20 protein-coding genes are annotated in these 19,676 nt (G+C 45.1%); 4 read left to right on the plus strand and 16 right to left on the minus strand.

Annotated features, from left to right (window positions below):
- Positions 1–7: 7 nt before the first annotated feature.
- The 3 genes from ACLVWP_RS15265 to yihA all read right to left on the minus strand — a co-directional run bounded on the left by ACLVWP_RS15265 (position 8) and on the right by yihA (position 3,020).
- On the minus strand, positions 8–1,612 hold the full coding sequence (locus ACLVWP_RS15265) for a CTP synthase (protein WP_413561587.1): 1,605 nt from the start codon (positions 1,610–1,612) through the stop codon (positions 8–10).
- A 95-nt stretch (positions 1,613–1,707) separates the two neighbouring features.
- Complete coding sequence (gene kdsB / locus ACLVWP_RS15270; RefSeq protein ID WP_413558461.1) at positions 1,708–2,448, minus strand: 3-deoxy-manno-octulosonate cytidylyltransferase; 741 nt, start codon at positions 2,446–2,448, stop codon at positions 1,708–1,710.
- On the minus strand, positions 2,445–3,020 hold the full coding sequence (gene yihA, locus ACLVWP_RS15275) for a ribosome biogenesis GTP-binding protein YihA/YsxC (protein ID WP_413558462.1): 576 nt from the start codon (positions 3,018–3,020) through the stop codon (positions 2,445–2,447). The genes kdsB and yihA overlap by 4 nt, the downstream gene beginning before the upstream one ends.
- Positions 3,021–3,183: 163 nt before the next feature.
- On the opposite strand from yihA, the gene ACLVWP_RS15280 reads away from it, so the two are divergent.
- Positions 3,184–4,416 (plus strand): sigma-54 interaction domain-containing protein, encoded by a 1,233-nt coding sequence (locus tag ACLVWP_RS15280; RefSeq protein ID WP_413558464.1) that lies wholly within the window; start codon positions 3,184–3,186, stop codon positions 4,414–4,416.
- On the opposite strand, the gene fliL is transcribed toward ACLVWP_RS15280, so the two are convergent.
- Positions 4,406–5,386, minus strand: coding sequence for a flagellar basal body-associated protein FliL (fliL, locus tag ACLVWP_RS15285; protein WP_413558465.1), 981 nt, complete (start codon positions 5,384–5,386; stop codon positions 4,406–4,408). The genes ACLVWP_RS15280 and fliL overlap by 11 nt on opposite strands.
- A gap of 102 nt (positions 5,387–5,488) precedes the next feature.
- On the opposite strand from fliL, the gene ACLVWP_RS15290 reads away from it, so the two are divergent.
- Positions 5,489–6,118, plus strand: coding sequence for a hypothetical protein (locus ACLVWP_RS15290; RefSeq protein ID WP_413558466.1), 630 nt, complete (start codon positions 5,489–5,491; stop codon positions 6,116–6,118).
- A gap of 23 nt (positions 6,119–6,141) precedes the next feature.
- Here the strand turns inward: ACLVWP_RS15290 and polA are convergent, their stop codons facing one another.
- From polA to ACLVWP_RS15340, 10 genes are all read right to left on the minus strand, one after another.
- A complete protein-coding gene (gene polA / locus ACLVWP_RS15295; protein WP_413558468.1) occupies positions 6,142–8,727 on the minus strand; it encodes a DNA polymerase I in 2,586 nt (861 codons plus the stop codon).
- 57 nt (positions 8,728–8,784) lie between these two features.
- The gene (locus ACLVWP_RS15300) at positions 8,785–9,087 is read right to left on the minus strand and encodes a helix-turn-helix domain-containing protein (protein ID WP_413558470.1); all 303 of its coding nucleotides are present in this window, start codon (positions 9,085–9,087) and stop codon (positions 8,785–8,787) included.
- A gap of 100 nt (positions 9,088–9,187) precedes the next feature.
- A complete protein-coding gene (locus ACLVWP_RS15305; protein ID WP_413558471.1) occupies positions 9,188–9,493 on the minus strand; it encodes a septum formation initiator family protein in 306 nt (101 codons plus the stop codon).
- 313 nt (positions 9,494–9,806) lie between these two features.
- On the minus strand, positions 9,807–10,187 hold the full coding sequence (locus ACLVWP_RS15310) for a VOC family protein (RefSeq protein WP_413558473.1): 381 nt from the start codon (positions 10,185–10,187) through the stop codon (positions 9,807–9,809).
- A 72-nt stretch (positions 10,188–10,259) separates the two neighbouring features.
- Positions 10,260–11,528, minus strand: coding sequence for a phosphopyruvate hydratase (gene eno, locus ACLVWP_RS15315; RefSeq protein ID WP_413558474.1), 1,269 nt, complete (start codon positions 11,526–11,528; stop codon positions 10,260–10,262).
- Positions 11,521–12,552 (minus strand): hypothetical protein, encoded by a 1,032-nt coding sequence (locus ACLVWP_RS15320; protein WP_413558475.1) that lies wholly within the window; start codon positions 12,550–12,552, stop codon positions 11,521–11,523. Before ACLVWP_RS15320 ends, eno begins: the two co-directional genes overlap by 8 nt.
- Positions 12,553–12,679: 127 nt before the next feature.
- A complete protein-coding gene (locus ACLVWP_RS15325; RefSeq protein ID WP_413558476.1) occupies positions 12,680–13,729 on the minus strand; it encodes a CpaF family protein in 1,050 nt (349 codons plus the stop codon).
- Positions 13,730–13,803: 74 nt separating this feature from the next.
- Positions 13,804–14,322 (minus strand): cupredoxin domain-containing protein, encoded by a 519-nt coding sequence (locus ACLVWP_RS15330; protein WP_413558478.1) that lies wholly within the window; start codon positions 14,320–14,322, stop codon positions 13,804–13,806.
- Positions 14,282–14,560: a cytochrome gene (locus ACLVWP_RS15335; RefSeq protein ID WP_413558480.1), complete on the minus strand. Its 279-nt coding sequence runs from the start codon at positions 14,558–14,560 to the stop codon at positions 14,282–14,284. Before ACLVWP_RS15335 ends, ACLVWP_RS15330 begins: the two co-directional genes overlap by 41 nt.
- A gap of 234 nt (positions 14,561–14,794) precedes the next feature.
- A complete protein-coding gene (locus ACLVWP_RS15340) occupies positions 14,795–15,412 on the minus strand; it encodes a hypothetical protein (protein ID WP_413558482.1) in 618 nt (205 codons plus the stop codon).
- Positions 15,413–15,587: 175 nt separating this feature from the next.
- Between ACLVWP_RS15340 and ACLVWP_RS15345 the strand changes: the two genes are divergently transcribed.
- The gene (locus ACLVWP_RS15345; RefSeq protein ID WP_413558484.1) at positions 15,588–16,364 is read left to right on the plus strand and encodes a DsbA family protein; all 777 of its coding nucleotides are present in this window, start codon (positions 15,588–15,590) and stop codon (positions 16,362–16,364) included.
- A 116-nt stretch (positions 16,365–16,480) separates the two neighbouring features.
- A complete protein-coding gene (locus ACLVWP_RS15350; RefSeq protein ID WP_413558485.1) occupies positions 16,481–16,867 on the plus strand; it encodes a HEPN domain-containing protein in 387 nt (128 codons plus the stop codon).
- On the opposite strand, the gene ACLVWP_RS15355 is transcribed toward ACLVWP_RS15350, so the two are convergent.
- The gene (locus ACLVWP_RS15355; RefSeq protein ID WP_413558487.1) at positions 16,864–18,534 is read right to left on the minus strand and encodes a hypothetical protein; all 1,671 of its coding nucleotides are present in this window, start codon (positions 18,532–18,534) and stop codon (positions 16,864–16,866) included. The two genes, ACLVWP_RS15350 and ACLVWP_RS15355, sit on opposite strands and share 4 nt — an antisense overlap.
- Before the next feature lie 104 nt (positions 18,535–18,638).
- Positions 18,639–19,409 (minus strand): murein L,D-transpeptidase catalytic domain family protein, encoded by a 771-nt coding sequence (locus tag ACLVWP_RS15360; RefSeq protein WP_413558489.1) that lies wholly within the window; start codon positions 19,407–19,409, stop codon positions 18,639–18,641.
- Positions 19,410–19,676: the final 267 nt, after the last annotated feature.

A 19,676-nucleotide genomic window follows, 5' to 3' on the forward strand; every position in this document is an offset into this window, starting at 1 on the left:
ACTATTCCTACTTATTCTTCAAACTTGCTTTCACAAAATGCACAAACAACGGATGCGGTTCAAGTGGTTTTGATTTGAACTCAGGATGGTACTGTACAGCCACAAACCACGGATGGTCTGGAAGCTCGATGATTTCAACCAAATCACGCTCTTTACAAATACCAGAAGCAACCATGCCGTTCTTTTCAAAGATCGCTTTGAACTTGTTGTTGTATTCAAAACGATGGCGATGACGTTCCATAATGTTGTTTGATTTATAAACTTGGAACGCCTTCGTATTCGAAGAAATAGCGCAAGGATATGCTCCCAAACGCATTGTTCCGCCTTTATTAACGATACCACGTTGTTCAACCATGGAATCGATCACGAAGTTACCATTGCGTTTGTTTTCGGCATGGAATTCGCGGCTTGTCGCATCTTTGATTCCACAAACATTGCGAGCAAATTCAATCGCAGCCAGCTGCATACCAAAACAAATACCAAAGAATGGAACTTGTTTTTCACGAGCATACTTGATCGCTGTGATTTTACCGTCAACACCACGAGTACCAAAGCCACCCGGTACCAAGATACCGTCAACTTTACCCAACATCTGATGAACAGTTTTATCTGTTACCTTTTCAGAGTCGACATAGATAATTTCCACACGAGATTTGTTTGCAACCCCACCGTGAACCAAAGCTTCATGCAAAGATTTATAGGCCTCTTTAAGCTCAACGTATTTACCAACCACACCAATTTTTACGATGTGCTCGGGGTTCGCCAATACGTTCACTAGATTTTGCCAGCCCTTTAGATTCATGCGCTGAGATTTAAGTCCCAAACGTTCAACGATCAATTCGTCGAGATGTTCTTTATTCAACGTCAATGGAACTTCATAAATGAAGCGGCTGTCTTGAGCTGCCACAACGTGATTTGGTTGCACAGAACAGAACAAGGCAATTTTGCCCTTCAAGTTATCATCAATATGTTTTTCAGAACGGCATACCAAGAAGTCTGGTTGCAAACCGATCATGCGAAGCTCTTTCACAGAGTGTTGAGTTGGTTTTGACTTCAACTCGCCTGCAGCTGCGATATAAGGAACGTAAGTCACGTGAACCAACACGGAGTTTTCCATACCCACATCGATACGCATTTGGCGAATGGCTTCTAAGAACGGCTGAGACTCGATATCCCCGACAGTTCCACCGATTTCAACCAAGATCACTTCACTGCCTTGAGCAGCTTCATAGATACGTGCTTTGATCTCTTCTGTGATGTGCGGAATAACTTGAACAGTTCCACCCAAGTAATCACCGCGACGTTCGCGAGCGATCACAGTGTCATAGATCTGACCCGTTGAAACAGAGTTCGAGCGATTCATCACAGCCGATGTAAAGCGCTCATAGTGGCCCAAATCCAAATCAGTCTCTGCACCATCTTCAGTCACATAAACTTCACCGTGCTGAAACGGTGACATCGTGCCTGGATCGACGTTCAAGTATGGGTCGAACTTCATAATCGTAACCTTGTGGCCACGAGCCTCCAGCAAAGCACCAAGGCTTGCTGCCGTCAGTCCCTTACCGATAGATGAAACCACCCCACCAGTTACAAAAATAAATTTTTGCTTCAAGGCTTTCTTGGTCGATTTTGCTGTTGAAACTTTTGTGGTCGCAACAGTCTTCTTAGTTGCTTTCACAGATGCTGATTTTGTAGTTTTCTTTGCCATTATTTCCTCTGACTTAAAACTTTTTCTAATTTTTCAAGATCCTCGGGAGTATCCACCCCGATGCTTGCTTCCTTAACCTTTACGACTTTGATCTTTGCTCCCAAATACAAAGCGCGTAACTGTTCCAGGCTTTCGGCTTTTTCAATCAAAGCCTGCGGAGCCTCACAGAATTCCTTTAAAAACTTTTTCGAATACGCATACATGCCAATATGCTTAAAGCAGCCCGAGTAGTCTCCTAGCTCGCTAGCCTTCACACGAGAATACGGCATTGCAAAGCGACTGAAGTAAAGAGCTTCGTCTTTTACATTCAGTACAACTTTAACTGAATTTGGATTTTGTAGTTCTTCTTCGGAAATTGGATGAGCAAGAGTTGCCATATCCATTTTCGGTTCATCCACAAATACTTGCGCCAAACGATCGATTAATTCGCCCGTCACCAAAGGTTCGTCACCTTGGATATTAACGACCACATCACAATCGACATTTTTGATAGCGGCATGAATACGATCACTGCCTGATGGAAGAGAGCTGTCAGTCATGACGACTTTTACTCCCACGGCTTCCGCGGCTTCTTTGATAAGATTATCATCGGTGGCCACAATCACATCAGAAAGCAGCTTGGATTTTTTAGCACCTTCAATCGTCCACTGAATCATCGGACGACCTTGAAGCATTGCCAAGGGTTTTCCCGGGAATCGCGTCGAAGCAAATCGAGCTGGGATAACACCGACTATTTTCATGCTTTGATCCAATTTTCGTAGATGTAGTCTTCTACTTCCTCTTGGCCTGTTTTCTTCAAAGCAGAAGTTCCGAATACAGCACTTAAACCAGTTTGTTTTTTCAATTTAGCAATTGCCTGCAACATTTGCGAGCGAGACATTTTATCGGCTTTCGTCAAAACAACAGCCAATGGGAAGCCTTGTGCTTCAGAGAAACGGCGAAGAAGTTCTTCGTCCTCGCTCCAAGAGCGGCGGATGTCCATGATCAAAATCAAACCCGCAAGACTTTCACGCGAGTTCAAATAAACTTCGATCATCTTGTGCCAATCACGGATCTCATCACCCGAACGAGCGGCAAAACCATATCCTGGCATGTCGACCAAAACAAAGGTGTCAGCAACATCAAAGAAGTTCAGCAAACGAGTTTTACCCGGCGTCGAACTGACTTTTGCAATTTTATTGGTAGCTAAGCCATTGATGAAAGAACTTTTGCCTGCGTTGGATCTGCCGGCGATGGCTACTTCCGCTTTTTTGTGAACGGGGTAGTCTTTTTCAAGAACTGCACTTTTGATGAATCTGATCTGTTTTGGCATAACGTAGGCTACCAATAATTAACGTGATTCTCAATTCTCAATTCTTGGAAACCTATCTTAGGCTCGATACATCATAGACCCAATTTAGGCCTTGGAGTGAGTTATATTCGAATTGAGCCTTGGCAACCCCCTTGCTTTATAGTTTTTCGCGAAGGAGATAACTATGAACCAAGCTTTACTAAAACTAATGGGTCAAAACCCGAAAACCTATCAGGTCAGCGACTTTCTGACCGTCGGAAAAGACGCCCAATGTCAGATCCAACTCTTCGGCGAGGAACTTGCCGAACGTCACTTTAGAGTCGAGCGCCGCGAGCAAACTTACTACATCCGCGATCTGCGCAGCCAACAAGGTACCTTTGTTAACAACGCCCGCATTATGGAAGCCATCCTGCAAGAAGGCGACATGATCCGCGCTGGAAACCAAGAGCTCGTTTTCACTTTCAAAGCGAACGAGGACTCCAGCGAATTCCCACTTAAAAGCCGCAACGAAGTCTGGCACGAAGAACTGCAAAGCCTTCGTCACGTAGCTAAAACAGATTTCCCCGTACTTATCCTCGGTCCATCTGGAACCGGAAAAGATATCATCGCACAAGCTCTGCATAACGAAAGCTTGCGCAAAAATGCCAACTTCATGAGTGTAAACTGCAGTGCTTTGAGCGAAACGCTGATCGAAAGCGAACTCTTTGGTCACACTAAAGGCAGCTTCACCGGCGCCATCACCGATCGCAAGGGAGCGTTCGAAGCGGCCCGTGGAGGCACGCTTTTCTTAGATGAAATCGGTGATCTTTCCTATGCTCTGCAAGCGAAACTCTTGCGTGCTCTTGAGAATGGCGAAATTCGCCCCGTTGGAGCTGATCGTAATATTAAAACAGATGTGCGGATCATCGCCGCCACTCACCAAAGCCTGCCTGAAAAAATCCGTCAGGGACTATTCCGCGCCGATTTGTATTTCCGTTTGAACGTTGTTGCTGTTACCCCACCAGCACTGGTTCACCGCATGGAAGACTTTGATGATTTGGTTTACAGCTTTGCTAAAAAAATGCGTGTGCGTTTTTCATTTGGCGCCATTGCTCGTCTAAAAAAGCATCCATGGCCGGGAAATATTCGTGAATTGAAAAACTTAGTTTCACGAGCGGCAGCCCTTTATCCCCGCGAACATATCGACGAAAAACACATCGAAAAGTTGCTGGATAAATCTTTGCTTGCCCCTGCAGAACAAGATCCTTCGAATGATATTCCAGTGATTAAAGAAATCGAAAGACAGATGATTATCAAACGTCTGACAGCGAATCGCGGAAATCAACGCAGAACCGCTCAGGATCTGGGAATGCCCAAATCAACTCTGCATGATCGCTTGAAGTACTACAACATTAAGGTGGAAAATTTTAAGGTTTAATAACTGCCGTTTTAAAGAAAATACGACGAACTTTACCCTTGGTAAGTATCTTATTGATCTCTTTGCGAAGACGTTCGCAAAGCATCTGCTTACCTTCGGCTGTCGCAATCTGATCGTACGTCACATCTTCAACAATACTTAAAAACAAATCCTTCACTTCAGGCTCGCGGTCTTTGATTTCAACGACCACATCCGCATCCGTGCCCTCTACGTAAAACTCCAGAGCGGCCATCGGGTTCGGGCCTGACTGTGAAGACTTTTTGATGTTCGCAAAAATTCTTTGCGTACTAAAAATATTCTGAGCAACGCGAGTAGAGTCGTAGAAAGGCTCCACTTCATTGGACTCAAAGAATTCTTTTTTATCTGCCCAGTCTTCAAGTGATGGCAAAAAGAGCTCTTCTTTGTGCGGAACCAATTTGTTTGTAGCGATTTTATATAAAACCACCGCAGATACGCCCGTCACCAAAACCAAAACTAAAAAGCCGAGCTTTTTGATGAGCGAAAACTCTTTGAAAGTCGCCGCAAAAGCTCCGATGCCACCTTTGATTTTCGCCATCACTCCGGCAATCCAATGTTTTATATTGGGTCCCAGATTTTTTATAAAATGAATCGTTTGTTCTTTAGTTTTACGCCATGTCAGGCGTAAAGCCATGTGCTGAAGACGCAGATAGTATGTAAGCTTTGGAACGAATGGCAGAACCGTCGCAAGCTTTTTGCGCCAGCCCTCCTGTCGGCTCCAATACTTAATTTCATCTTCAACTTTATATTCTAGATCTGACTCTTCGATGACGATAGGATTCGATGGATCATCAGGGCCGATAGCCTCCAGAGATTTTGCAAAATCTGGATCCTCTTTTTCCAAAATAGAATCCAAGGACTCTAAAGATAAAAGATCTTCCGAACTTTCCTCTTCTGGAGTGCCCTCAGGTTTCTGAGACTCTACTTTGGTCGTGTTTTCGTTATCAGCCAATGATTGCTCCCAAGACGATTGTAAGAAAAGAACCAAAACTCTCGCAAGAACAATTTATAAACAAGCCCTCTTCCGTTAAGATTAAAGCTTAGGAGATCACGCATGAGAGTATTGTTTGCCGTATCTGTGTTAGGCCTGTCTTTGTCCGCTTGTACAAATATGCAAAGATCCGCAGGAAGTGGCTATGCCTCCCCGGAATACTCCAATAACGACTCCCGCGACATGATTCGCGATCGCTCTGTTCGTCAAACTGCCTATGAGTTGGGTAAAGACCCAGGCAATTTGAACGCCAGCGATATTCAAGACATCCAAGATCGCCATACAATTCGCCAAATGGAGCGCACGCTTCGCTCTAATAAAGAAAAAGAACAGTATTCTAAGATTTTGCCATGGCTGACTTCTGACGCTGAAAAGGTCGAATTCCTTTCCATCCCAAGTATCGAAGGTCGCCAAGCATGGATTAACAAAAACAAAATCTGGAGTCGCTCGACAGCGCCAAAAGCTGAAATGAAAGACTTGGTTGAAACTCAAGACATCGCAGTCGGCATGCCACAGGAATACGTCAGAAAATCCTGGGGCGATCCAACCAGCGTCGATGTATCTGGCAATCCCATCTACAAAAACGAGCGCTGGCGCTACGAACGCCAAAGCTCAAGCTCCTCAGGCTTCCGCAAAGAAACCCGCTTCGTCTACTTCGAAGGCGGCCGCGTAGTAGGCTGGGAAACTCAGTAATTGGCGTTTTTCATTCGCACGGGTCAGTGGGCTTCGTCCCAGTTGTTGCCTATTGAATAATTCACTTTTAGTGGCACGCGCAGTTTCGCTACGTTTTCCATGATGCTTACTAGTTGCGGTGTGATCTTTTCCAAATTCTCTGCGAAATCTTCGAAAATCAATTCATCGTGCACTTGCAATAGCATACGCACCGGCACTGTCTTATGGACTTCGATCATGGCTTTTTTTACCAAGTCGCTGGCTGTTCCTTGGATTGGTGCATTGATGGCTGCGCGCTCGCCGAATTTTTTCAGCATGGCGTTGCCTGATTGAAGCTCATCGATGTAACGGCGACGGCCGAACAGAGTTTCGACGTAGCCTTTTTCATGGGCGATCTTGACTGTGTTTTCGATGTAATCACGTACGTTTTTAAAGCGTGTGAAGTAACGATCGATGATGTCTTTACCCTCAGTTCTGGAAATACCCAGCGTTTCTGCCAAACCGAATGCACCCTGTCCGTAAGCAATACCGAAGTTCACGGCCTTCGCGGTACGACGGTGTTCTGCATTCACCTCGCTCAAAGGAATATTGAAAATCTCGGCTGCTGTTGCCGCATGGATGTCCAGATCTTCCGCAAAGGCTTTGCACAAGTTGGGATCTTCAGAAATATGAGCCAGGATTCTTAGTTCGATTTGAGAATAGTCGACTGAAAGCAACTTCATGCGCGGATTTGCGATGAAAGCTTTACGAACCAGCTGACCACGTTCTGTACGAATTGGAATATTTTGTAAATTCGGCGCTGTGCTTGAAAGACGACCTGTTGTTGTCAGAGCCTGATTGAAGCTTGTGTGAACACGGCCGTCCTTCTCTTGAACCATAACTGGCAAGGCGTCGACGTATGTTGATTTTAGTTTTGAAAGCTCACGCCATTGCAATACGAGTTTCGCAATTGGATGGTCCAAGCCTTCAAGAACGTCTTCGCCTGTTGAATAACCTGTTTTCGTTTTTTTACCCGCAGGCAGACCCAGTTTTTCAAATAGGATCACGCCCAATTGCTTAGGGCTTCCGACGTTGAAGCTTTCGCCCGCTTGTTCGTGAATTTGTTTTTCCAGAACAGCGATTTCGCCTTCAAGCTCTTTACTAAGGTTATGCAAAAGATCTGTGTCGATGCGAATCCCTAGGTTTTCCATCGATAGCAAAACTTTAACGAGTGGCAACTCCAGCTCACGATAAACTTTTTCACCGTGAAGTTCGTGAAGCTTTTTATCCAACGTTTTCGCCAAGTGAAGATGAGCATTGTAAAGCTGTGATGGAGTTGCCATTTCTGGCAAAGCCTCACCCATGTGCTTTTCATAGATCTTGCCGAAATCAGAAGAGTCAGCCGCCTTCAAAACGTAGGCAGCAAGCATCGAATCCCAATCAGCAGTTGGATTCTTTGCACCAATTTTATGCCACAGATCTTTCAGATCGTAGCCTTTCCATTGAACTTTGAAAGTGTCTGTTAGTTTACCCAGAAAGTCAGAATCGGAAACAGAGATGATATCCGCATCCGTTCCAATGAAAACTCCACGAGTATCGGAGAATCCCCACAGAGGTTGTCCTTGCGCGAACATGCCTGCAAGTTCTTTCGTGGATAATGTTTTCTCTGTGAACTCTTTCGTTTGATGATCCGCTAACATCGGAGTTGCCAATGCATCCGGAGCCGCCTCTGGCTTAGCAGCTGCGGAGTAATACGCTTTCCCTGCCTCAGCCGAAGTCACGGGCGCAGCGGCCCCACCGGAATCGCCGAATAGATTTTTTTCGAAAGTTTTAAAGTTGAATTCACGCAAGTACGCACGAAGTTCTTCGTCTTTACGAGGACGCAGGCGATATGATTCGATATTGTGATCAACTGGGATTTCTGTAGCAATCGTCACAAGCTTCTTAGATAGCAAAGCCATCTCTTTTGCATCGATCAATTTTTGCTTAACGCTTTTGCTTTCGACCTTATCGATGTTTTCGTAGATGTCTTCAAGGTGTTTGAATTGTTCCAAAAGCTTGATCGCGCCTTTTTCACCGACTCCCTTTACGCCTGGGATGTTATCGGATGTATCACCTACGATAGCTAGGTAATCGATGAATTGATCTGGGCGTACTCCCCACTTTTCAAATACACCTTGAGAGTTATAGCGGTGATCTTTCATTGTGTCGTACAAGATCACGCCATCTTCGATCAATTGACCGAAGTCTTTATCGCCGCTGACGATAACGACTTCAACGCCGTTCTTTTTTCCAACTTTCGCCAAAGTCCCGATGATGTCATCGGCCTCATAGCTTGGGATTTCCAAAGCTGGAATACCCATGATATCCGCAAGTTGTTTGATGTAAGGGATTTGCACGGCCAGATCTTCCGGCATTTCAGTACGGTGAGCTTTATAGTCGTCGTACATTTCGTGTCTGAATGAAGGCTCTTTACGGTCATAACAGAACACCATGTATTCTGGTTTTTCTTCCTTCATCAGTTTTGTGATCATGGAAATAAAACCGTAGATGGCGTTAACGGGCATGCCCTTAGGTGATGTCAGTTGTCTGATCGCGAAGAAAGCGCGAAAGAACATCGAGCTGACATCAATGAGGTAGATTTTTTTCATAGGACTCTCCCGGTTTTTAGCAGGGAAAACCCTACAACGGGAGAGTGCGAATGTCGATTATTCTAGGTCTGCTTTGACGCGAGAAAAATCGATTTGGCTGAGTGCATTTTTATCGCATTCATTTTCGCAGGCAGGAGTAAAGCGCACTTCATCAGAGCACTCGTCTGCTTGACGATGAATCAGAGCTAATTCGCCTTTGATATGTGGAGTGAAAAGAAGCTCTGTGCTTCCGTCCTCCCAAGCAGCGATCTCTGTTAAATCACATTTCAAACGGCGAGCCATATCAGAACGGCTCCAGCCTAAACGCAGGCGAAGCGCGCGAAGATTTTCTTTATTCCATTCATGTGAGTTTTCGAGCATAAGCGTAAACCCCCGGTATTACTTTTAAATAAAAAGTATTTAGAGCCTGGATACTATTCCTAGTATACCGGAGCGACATCAAATAACTACTTGCGTTAGCCTATTGCTCAGGAAAAACGAAAACTAAGTCGTGCTCACCCGCCAGGTCTAATTTATCGCGGGCTTGGCGTTCAATGAAGGCTGGATCTTTGGCTTGCTTTAACTGGACCTCAAGGTCGAGTGTGGCTTTTTTGCTATTATCGATTTCCATCGTTATGCGATCGAAATCTCTGTGCAGTCCCCATAGACGCCACAAGTTGCCATTTAGGACAATGGAAACACCGAAGATGATCATGCAAATGAATGCGACTCTTCCTGGGTGATTTAATAAACGGCGAAGACCTACGGCGAATCTGGAATACGACATACAAAAAGTCTAAGACTGGTCTTCGTTAGTTGGTAGTCCAGATCGAGGTGGCTTCGAACGTTCTGATCTTTGCCTGATCTGCCTTGCAGGTATGCGCTTCTTGGGCACGCCATCCATGGCTCATCAGCGCCGGCTTTGCCGGTTCGCGCATCCGGCGCCGCTGAAGGCCCGGCGAATCGCATACCTGCAAGTCAGCTCAGTCAAAGCTCAGAGCTTTCGGTTTGGTTTGATGGACTTCCGCTCACTTGGCTCGCGGATTCTGTGGCGTGGTTGAAAGTAAAAAAGCCACCCATCGAGGGTGGCTTTTTTATTGTTAGAGAGCTGCGAAGAGGTCGACTGAATTTCCGTCAGGATCTATTACGGTTGCGTATCTTTGGCCCCAGAAGGCGTCCCAGGGTTCCTTCTCGTGTTTGAAGCCCGCGTCTTTGATTTGCTTGAAGGCTTCGTCTACGCCCTTTGCGGTGCCGCAGTCAAAGGCCAGCGCCATGGATGCAATGTTTGGTTTTACCCAGTGGGGTTTTAGTTTTTTGATTAGCTCTTCGGCATCGAGCATGACTCTTAAGCCTGTTTTCGTTGTGGCCTCAACGTGTTGAGTGGTTTTGTCACATGCTTCGAATTGCAATCCTAAGAGAGTGTAGAAGCGAACTGATTCCACGATATTTGTTGAAACGATTCCGATTGCGCTTAGTTGCATACTGCCTCCGAAAATAAAAAAGCCACCCGTATAGAGTGGCTTTTTTTGTTTTTCGAATCAAGCTGCGCTTTCCTAGCGGAATGCGGCTTTGTCCCAGTATACACCCATGCCACCCAAGTCCTCTTCGATGCGAAGAAGTTGGTTGTACTTAGCGATACGCTCAGAACGGCACAAGCTGCCTGTTTTGATTTGGTGACAATTCAACGCTACTGCAAGGTCAGCGATGAATGTGTCTTCTGTTTCGCCTGAACGGTGAGACATTACTGTTTTATATTTGTTACGTTGAGCTAGGTTCACCGCTTCGAATGTTTCAGTCAAAGTACCGATTTGGTTTACTTTAACTAGCAACGCGTTCGCAGCTTTTTTCTCTAGGCCCATACGCAAACGTTTTGGGTTTGTTACGAACAAGTCGTCACCAACTAGTTGCATTTGGTTGCCCATTGCAGCTGTGATGTTTACCCATGAATCCCAGTCGTCTTCAGCGAAGCCGTCTTCGATTGTGATCAATGGATATTTCTCGCCCCAAGTTTGGTAAACTTTCAAAAGTTCAGCTGGAGTGATCAAGTTACCGTCGAATTGGTATTTACCGTCTTTGTACATTTCTGTCGCAGCAACGTCCAAGCCCAAGAATACGTTTTGACCTGGATCATAACCAGCATCAACGATCGCAGTCATGATCAAGTCCAAAGCTTCTTGGTTGCCAGACAATTTAGGAGCGAAGCCACCTTCGTCACCCACTGCTGTCGTCAAACCTTTTTTGCCCAAGATTTTTTTCAACGCGTGGAAGATCTCCGCACCAGCACGAAGAGATTCAGCGTAAGAGTTGTTCACAGTTGGAACGATCATGAATTCTTGAATATCAAGACCGTTGTTCGCGTGAGCGCCACCGTTCAATACGTTCATCAAAGGAACTGGCAAGCGGCAAGCTTGAGAACCACCGATGTAACGGTACAATGGAAGATTCACGTCAGCAGCAGCAGCTTTCGCAGCAGCCAAAGAAACACCTAGGATCGCATTCGCGCCCAAGTTTGTTTTGTTTTCAGTTCCGTCGATTTCGCGAAGAACTTTGTCCAAGTAAACTTGTTCAGTTACTTGAAGACCCAAGATTTCAGGAGCAATTTTTTCGCGGATGTTATCAACCGCTTTGAAAACGCCTTTACCCAAGTAACGGTTTTTATCACCATCACGAAGCTCACAAGCTTCATGCGCACCAGTTGATGCACCAGATGGAACTGCAGCACGACCGATATTGCCTTCTGCAGTTGTGATTTCAACTTCTACTGTTGGATTACCACGGCTATCAAGAATTTCACGAGCCACGACACCGATGATTTCAGACATGATGATTTCCTTCTTTCTCGGAATGCTTAGAGTTCATTTTTTTAACAAGTTCCATGGATTTGAAAACAGTGCGCGGATATTCGGTTTTAACGAACTCCCAGTCCACACGTCTCATCGCTTCCTTCACCGCAGGATTTGTTTTCCCTTGGGAAGCAAGCATTGTGATCAATTGCTGAGCGCGCACCATGTAGTCATGCATACGAGCCAGGTTTTGATTCAAAGAATAAGCTGGTGATTCAACATCGAAGCTCAAGTTCGACAAAGCACCATCATGAGGAAGCAAGGAAGCTTTTCCTTCGATAGCGTCTGCGGCTTCGATTTGCGCCACTTGCTGCAATCTTTGTTTTTCGAATGTGCGAATTTTATCTTCGAGATCGCCCACGTATTTTTGCAGGTCTTCACGCTCGCGCTGAGTTCTTTGCAAATCGTTAAGCAAGCTTTGGAATAAATCAGGGCTGACTTGGTGACCTACATTTTCACTTTCCGTGAAAATAGATTTTTGCTGAGTAGCCCAGCTCAACTTCAAAGTAATTCCTGACCAATCACACTTCGCCAAAGGCTGACCAACATAAACTGGCAACGACTCAAACGCCGCCTTCAAGTATGTCGTCACCAATGGGTACTGCTCCGCTGGAAGTGGCAAATCAAAAGAGATGCTGAATTCATCTTTGCGAAGATTGTCGATCGGTGGTTTCGGAGAAATGAAATAACCCAAGAAGTGTTCAGGCTGATTAAAAATCTCCTGAGGACGAGGCATCATGCGAAGAACGTTATCAAGAACTCCCCACGCACGCAGCTCGGGTCCGTTGTGACCTGCACGAGTCAGAACATCACAATCTTTCTTGAGTGGAAGTCGCAAACACATTTCAAGGAATTGCTCCATATCAGGAGCGCTGATCCAGTAAGAAGAATCTCGCAACAACTCAACCGGCAGATGAATTTGTTCATAGAGCGGCGTAAGGTCTTCACCTTGCTCTTCGAGAACCGTCAAAACTGAGTTGGAGATCTTACAACTAAAGTGCACGCAAAAGTCTTAGCCCAAATGCGAAGCCATTGAAATAACTATATTATATCAAAACTGATTTGCGCGGCGCATTCCTGAAATGCGGTAAACACCTTGCGCTGCGTCCGCAAGGAGGACCTGGCACCTTTTAAGCGGCTTTTTGGAATTTGGATTTTGGAAACGGCAACTTGTTGTCGATGATTTCTTCCATAAACGTCGGAACGTTGCCTGTAGCTTCGAGTTTGCCCTCAAGCGTGCCATCGGGACGGCGCACCAAGCGACCCAATTCAAAGATAGGAACTACGTCGTACGAACCATCCGGTAAAAATCCACGAACTTCACTGATAGCGCCAATTCGACGCGACCCATCGCCATAACGCGAGATTTGTACGATTAAATCGATCGCCGAAGCGACTTGTTGGCGCAAAGCACGTTCACTGATCTTGCCGTCTCCGCCTTGAGCCAAAGCCTCCAAGCGCACGATCGCATCTTCAGGAGAGTTCGCATGCACAGTACCCATACAACCTTTGTGACCTGTGTTCATCGCATTCAACAACTCAAGAGCTTCGCCAGAACGAACCTCCCCGACGATGATGCGATCAGGACGCAAACGTAGAGCACTCTTCACCAGATCTTTGATAGTCACTTCGCCTTTGCCTTGAGCATCAGCCATGCGAGTTTCAAACATCACCAAGTGTTCATAATCGACCTGCAACTCTGACGAGTCTTCGATGATCAACACACGCTGACCTTTGGGAATACGCGAACACAACAATGACAACAACGTTGTCTTACCGGAACCGGTACCACCGCTCACGATAATGTTTTTTCCTAAGAACATCGCGATATCTAAAAAGCGCGCGCCGTCCTCGGAGATTGTGCCCATTTTGATGTAATCATTGAAAGTAATTTTAGTGCTCGTAAATTTACGAATCGAAAGAGTCGTGCCTTTACGTGACATCGGTGGAATCACCGCCGCGATACGTGAGCCGTCTGGCAAACGCGCATCCAAACGAGGATTTTCATCGTTGATACGACGACCGACAGATTGTGCGATGGAGTTTACAGCGGCACGCAGATCATCTTCGGAAGGGAATTTTTCACTCACCTTTTCGAGTTTACCTTTGCGTTCGACGAAAATTTCGCTGGGACCATTTACAAGAATTTCGGATACACCCGGGTCATCAAGATACTTCACAACAGGACCGAGATTCTGTTGTATCGTCTGCTTGAAAACGTTCGATTGATCCGACATGGGTGTACCTAACGTTATTAATTAGAAGCTGGTTTTCTGCCACCAGGTGCAGAAGCCGCATCAGAATAAATGATAAATTTACCTTGAACCGCAGTCTCAGGACATTGGTAAGAAAAAATACCGTCTGTCTTTGGCATCACGCTGAAAGTTTTTTGTTCGCCAAAAACTGTGTTGTGGTGCTCAGAGAAAGCATCCAAAACGAAACTAACATTTTTTTCTTTACCATTCACATTCACAACGTGGATACGATAGTTGTTACCTTTTTTAAGGCGAACTGTATCGGGCACGAAACCTTTATCGGTGTTCATGATCACGATGTCTTGAGTCGGCTCGACTGAATCAAATACTTTACCCAGGATGCTAACGGATTGATCTTCTTTGATACTTGCAGGCAAGCGATCTTCGTTATTCACAGAATTGAAATTAACCTGACGGCGAGAGAAATCTACTTCCCAAGCTTGCGCCACGCTAGTGATTAGCAATGCTGTAACAAGACTAGTGCAAATCTTTACGGTCTTGGAATTCACAAAACTCACGAGCGACCTCCATAGCGATATAACTTACGGATCTTTGATCCATCATGTGCAGCTTCTGGATGAGTAGGTCTTTGTCTCCGCGGCAACCGTTGATGCATTGAAAAGCTTCACTCAAGAGTGCTGGGTTCGCCATCATCTCTTTCGTTACTTCTTGCCAATCCAATTTAAGCACGGGATCAATTGCGCCCACGCTGTAAAGTGCATCAAACATTACTTGCAAATCGCCTTGAAGAAACATCGAATCCTCCATCTGCTGCACTTTGATCTTTTGAATCAAAGTAGAGAGCGTCCTGCTCCCAATTACCTGTTGTTTCTATCGGTAGGAGTTCGTTAGAACTTGAGTCAATTTGAGGCGATTTTTCGAGAGTTGAGGAGGTCTTTGTTTTGACGCTAGTCTCTGGTCAGAAAGTACCAGAGACCAGTCCGGTCGGGGAAAAATTTGCCGGTTTACGAATGAAACCGGCAGGGTGTCTTACTTCTTTTTCTTAGAATCAGCCTTAGAAGGCGCTGCTTTTTCAATAGGGTTCTGTTCTAGCACTCTTTTCGCCAAAACTGAGGGTGAATCCCCTACTTTCATGCCACGAAGGCTACGCTCATTTTTTGCCTCCTTAGAGACCTCAATTTTAGCGTCGCGGATTTTTTCTAAAAGTTTGCGTTCGAAACCACCGCTTTTGGCATATGGTTTAGATTCCGCAATGTAGTTTTCCAAAAAGACAGCGTACGTGTTTTGAACGACAGGTTTTACGCCTTTTGGATTCTTCAATGCGTCAACTGCTTCATCAACCAAGATAGTAAATGCGTTTTCCCACTGTTCCAATTCGTCCAATTTAGTGCGCAAAGGGCCAATGACCTTGTCGATCATATCGTCCGTACCATCCGGGCGCGAGAACACGGCTTGAAGGGCTTCTTTCAACGGAATGTACTTCTCGTCGTGCATTTGCTCAGACTCTTGGATCTTCTCGTTAACGAGCTCGTTCATCTGATCGAGATCTTTAGTCGCGAGCGTTGCATAGTTGGCGATAAGAGCCGCTTGTGCGTGAAGGCAAAAAGCGGTCACGAATGTTGCTAAAATAAAATTTGTTGTTTTCATAGATTCCAGTCTAAACACACAGAAAGTTCACGCAAGTCCAATCACTTCATGCAGCACGGCAAGATTTGGGTACAGGACTAAAGTGCGGGATTTTTTCCTTCCCTCAGCTAAAAAACATGGCACAATGGGAGGGCTTTTGAGATTTAACAAATATAATCCCCTTACGGAGGCGACATTGAAAGCATTAAAACTAGCTACGATTTCAGCGTTGGCACTTTCCCTAGTGAACTGTGCTCCATCTGCAAAACAACTTAAAGAAGCAGTAGAAAAAGATCCAAGCATCGTTTTCGCAGCTATCGAAAAAGACCCTGAGCAATTCATCGAAGTGGTGAACAAAGCAGCTCAAGGTGCTCAAAAGAAAGCTCAAGAAAAAGCAATGGCTGAAGAAGGCAAAAAGCGTGACGAAGAGTTCGCAAGCCCTTTGAAAGCTAACATCGAAGAAGGCCGCGTTGTTTTCGGTCCTAAAGATGCAAAAGTAACTATCGTTGAATACACTGACTTCGAATGCCCATACTGCGCTAAAGGTCACGCGACTGTAGACGAAGTTTTGAAAGCATACCCTAAAGACGTAAAAGTTGTTCTTAAGCACTTGCCTTTGGATTTCCATCCTATGGCTATGCCAGCAGCTCGCTACTTCGAAGCAATTGCAATGCAAGACCATGCAAAAGCTGAAAAGTTCTACAACATGGTTTTCGAAAACCAAGGTGAGCTTCGTACTAAAAAAGAAGGCGCATTGAAAGATGCAGCTAAAAAAGTTGGTGCGGACATGAAACGTCTTGAAACTGATCTTAAATCAGAAAAAATCACTAAGCAGATCGAAGCTGACATGGAAGAAGCTAAGAAGTTCAACTTCTCTGGTACTCCAGGCTTCTTGATCAACGGTGTTTCACTTCGTGGTGCTTACCCGTTCGCAGAATTCAAAGAGATCATCGATCGTCATTTGAAAAAGTAATTGTCTCTTAGGAGAACAATTAAGAACCCACAATTCGCAAGGATTGTGGGTTTTTTATTTCCCAAAACTCCCCTCTTGCGGTTAGAGTTTTAGTAACAATACAACGAGGGGTCCTCATGAGCGTTTCTACAGCGAAATCTCTAATTCTGAAAGCACAAGACAATATCGATATCGCCCAAAAATCCCTAAACGACGAAGCTCAACATGACGTCGTTGGTTACAACTTGGCTCAAGCTTGTGAGTTGTACCTTAAAGCGATGATGACTTTGCGTGATATGGAATTCCCTGATGGCGACGACTCTCACGATTTGGATTTCTTGATGACGACTTTGGAAGAAGAAGGCTTTGCCGAAATCTCTTCCCATGCGGACGTAATCGAGCTTACTCAGTACAACAACCCAAGCGCCCATGTCCGTAAAGACGAACGCTTGGATTTGGATGAATACTTGGGCTACGTAAACGACCTTAAGAAATTGGTCGGCGAGCAGTTGAAGTTATTCTAAAACTTACGATAGCCTTCGGTGATTTCTTTGTAGATATCATCGTAGCTTTTGCAGATAAGTTTAAAATCCACGGATTTTGCACCCACTGAAATATTGATTTCCGCACGTTTGGCTTTGTTTCTTACAAAGCCAGCCAAACCCATCGCATCCCTTACTTGCTTGGCAGAATAAGCTCCTCGTTTGAAACGATATAATTCCAATGGAACGTTGTTATAAATAACCTCGCGGACTTTTTCTTTAGGGAATTGCGCCTGGCTCTCTAGCATCAGCAAGCTATTTTTCCATCTCGTGAACTCACCAGGATATCTACCTTTGGCAATCGCATCATCTACTTCCTTATGAAGAGTCGCCAACAAATCTTGCTGAATCATATCTGCATCTGGACTTGCCGTCATAACCTGACTAAATAAATCAAGAATAACTCGATTGTAGGCAACAATCAGATCTGCTTGAGGTTTGATTTCCATATCAGAAATTTTCGTGCCCTGCATCGGGTTCAAAAAAGAAATCGAACCCACTTCATCCTTCGTCGAAAAAGGAATAGAGAAAACGATCGCATCAGAAACGCCTGTCGGCAAATCGGCTTCATCGATATCTACCGTAGCAAGCCTATCTTGTTTCTCATCAAAGCTGAAGTATGAGTCAGTCAACGCATTCATTCTTTTCGAATAAGGTTTATTCGAAACAAAATTCAAACTCTGCATTCGCAATGGAGGTAAAATTTTATCTCCAGCTCTGATCGTTGAAATTACCAGACTCTGGTTGCCTTCTTCTTTTTCGAATTGGATCAACTTAAGTTGATCTGTCGGATTGTCATTATATCCAATGCAATACTTGAAACCTTTGCGTTCTTTAGGCAACCAATCAGCAACCTTAGAGTCCTCTGCCGGAACCCATTTCGCGAATGTGTTCCCAGCGCCTTCTTTAGACATTACTTCCCCTACACGCAGGCGGATGTAATCAGAGTTTTTGTAACCCGCAATACGAGCCATTTTGAAGAAATACTCGTGCGCTAACAGAGCGACCTTATTGAATTGATCTAGCTGCAACCATTTTTCTTTATCAACATATAAAGTACCTTGAGAGTTTACGCCCGCAGCTTCTTCCCAATAGGCGATTTGTACGATCTTGCACCCCTGAGGAAGACTTAGTGGTGAATTTGCATCTTTACTTGCATAAAGTTTGGCATCGTCAGGGATAAATACGATCCCTTTTACGAAATCATTCCAGAATTTTGTTTCAACAAACTCTTCTTCGTAAGCAGCAACTTTATAATAGTTTTTCAAGACTGAGATTAAATGTGCAATGGAAGCGTCATCGACAGTATCCGTCCCGCTCGGTCCGAGTACTTTTTCTTCCATTGTTCTGCGGTAGTTCGTTTTTGCTTCGTAGATATCACGAACCATTAGTTTATTACCGCACTGAACACCTTGACCGCCACCACCGTCGCCAGTACCAGCGCCTCCCCAGTCATCGGGGTCAGAGATGCGTGTATCTGGGTTCGCTTGAGAGACCGGAGGGTTGGTTTGATTTACGGTATTTTGAGTACAGGCGACGGCCGTCAGAACTGTGAAACTGATGAGGAGGCGCAAAAAGGCGCTGCCGGCGTCAGTTAGATTGACAGGTAAATAGGCTTTTAATTGGTTTGAAGACCGTTTTGTTCCCATACCAAACTAGTAGTACAAGGAGTGTTCCAGGGGTTTGCCGCCGAATGAAAAAGGCCGTCTCAGAATGAGACAGCCTTCAAATATGATTCTTGGAGTATGCAGAACTAGTTTGTTGCAGAGGCGTAAATGATCGAGCCACCTTTAATTGTATCGATCAACTTTGTGCGCAGACTCATCGCCACTGCAGGGCAACCCCAGCTGCGACCTTGAGTGACGTTCGACTCGGAAACATAGTCAGCGCCATGAACAACAACCGCACGTGCTCTGGCGTTGCTATTCGTCGAAGACAAACCATCTAAGCGCAATGAGTATCCGTGAGAGCCACTGTATGTTTCAGCGGTTTTATAAATACCAATTGAGCTGGCATTAGAACCCGAAACATTACTGAAGGAATTCGCATAGCCGTCGTGATCAGGATCGGAACCTTTACCATGAGCAGTGCGTACACTCCACACCTCACCCGTTTTCATGTTGATCACATGGAAGCGCGGTTTTCCAGAATACAAACTAAAATCAATCACAGACAAAACATCTGTGTTTTTAATTTTAGCCAAATTCTTGTGGTAATAGAGCAAAGCATTTTGCAGCATGCTTTGTTTGATCGTTTTCTTGGTATCAACGTAAGAATACTTTGCCAGAATCTGAGCGTCTGTCAGGGTGCCAGACGAGCTACCACTGCCGGAACTGCCGCCAGTACTTGGTGTTTCAACTTCTGCGGGTGGAATCGTTTGAGCAGTATCGCCTGCTGATTGTTCTGTATCTGGATCGTCAGGTAAAACGGTAGAAGAGCTTTCAAAACCGCCTTTTGCACAGGCTGCCATTAAGAAAGTGACGGATATTAGTGCCAGAACATTCTTTGCGTTCTTGAATGTCATCGAGGAACCTCCGTTTGGTTACATGGAGGTCTTCGGTGCGCTCATATTAGGACTTTAAATATTTTTATTCTGTCGGAGTTTTCTACACGAGACTTTGGTGAAGTGTTAGCGCTGTACTCACAGAGCATGTCTCTCTCAAATCTAGGAATGTGGACGACATTCGGACATCAACTCGAATCTATTCGATTTAGAGCAGAAATCCCTTGGTATCTCCCCTGCAATACTTCTTCTCGAGACACAAACTCATCGAAAATTGGAGATCCATAC

Origin of the sequence: Bdellovibrio sp. HCB209 (assembly GCF_047306065.1) — a bacterium.
Taxonomy (GTDB): Bacteria; Bdellovibrionota; Bdellovibrionia; order Bdellovibrionales; family Bdellovibrionaceae; genus Bdellovibrio.

Coding starts and splice junctions, on each gene's coding strand:
- kdsB (WP_413558461.1), bottom strand. CDS start 2,448: ATGAAAATAGTCGGTGTTATCCCAGCTCGATTTGCTTCGACGCGATTC.
- yihA (WP_413558462.1), bottom strand. CDS start 3,020: ATGCCAAAACAGATCAGATTCATCAAAAGTGCAGTTCTTGAAAAAGAC.
- ACLVWP_RS15280 (WP_413558464.1), top strand. CDS start 3,184: ATGAACCAAGCTTTACTAAAACTAATGGGTCAAAACCCGAAAACCTAT.
- ACLVWP_RS15290 (WP_413558466.1), top strand. CDS start 5,489: ATGAGAGTATTGTTTGCCGTATCTGTGTTAGGCCTGTCTTTGTCCGCT.
- polA (WP_413558468.1), bottom strand. CDS start 8,727: ATGAAAAAAATCTACCTCATTGATGTCAGCTCGATGTTCTTTCGCGCT.
- ACLVWP_RS15300 (WP_413558470.1), bottom strand. CDS start 9,087: ATGCTCGAAAACTCACATGAATGGAATAAAGAAAATCTTCGCGCGCTT.
- ACLVWP_RS15305 (WP_413558471.1), bottom strand. CDS start 9,493: ATGTCGTATTCCAGATTCGCCGTAGGTCTTCGCCGTTTATTAAATCAC.
- ACLVWP_RS15310 (WP_413558473.1), bottom strand. CDS start 10,187: ATGCAACTAAGCGCAATCGGAATCGTTTCAACAAATATCGTGGAATCA.
- eno (WP_413558474.1), bottom strand. CDS start 11,528: ATGTCTGAAATCATCGGTGTCGTGGCTCGTGAAATTCTTGATAGCCGT.
- ACLVWP_RS15335 (WP_413558480.1), bottom strand. CDS start 14,560: ATGTTTCTTCAAGGCGATTTGCAAGTAATGTTTGATGCACTTTACAGC.
- ACLVWP_RS15340 (WP_413558482.1), bottom strand. CDS start 15,412: ATGAAAACAACAAATTTTATTTTAGCAACATTCGTGACCGCTTTTTGC.
- ACLVWP_RS15350 (WP_413558485.1), top strand. CDS start 16,481: ATGAGCGTTTCTACAGCGAAATCTCTAATTCTGAAAGCACAAGACAAT.
- ACLVWP_RS15355 (WP_413558487.1), bottom strand. CDS start 18,534: ATGGGAACAAAACGGTCTTCAAACCAATTAAAAGCCTATTTACCTGTC.
- ACLVWP_RS15360 (WP_413558489.1), bottom strand. CDS start 19,409: ATGACATTCAAGAACGCAAAGAATGTTCTGGCACTAATATCCGTCACT.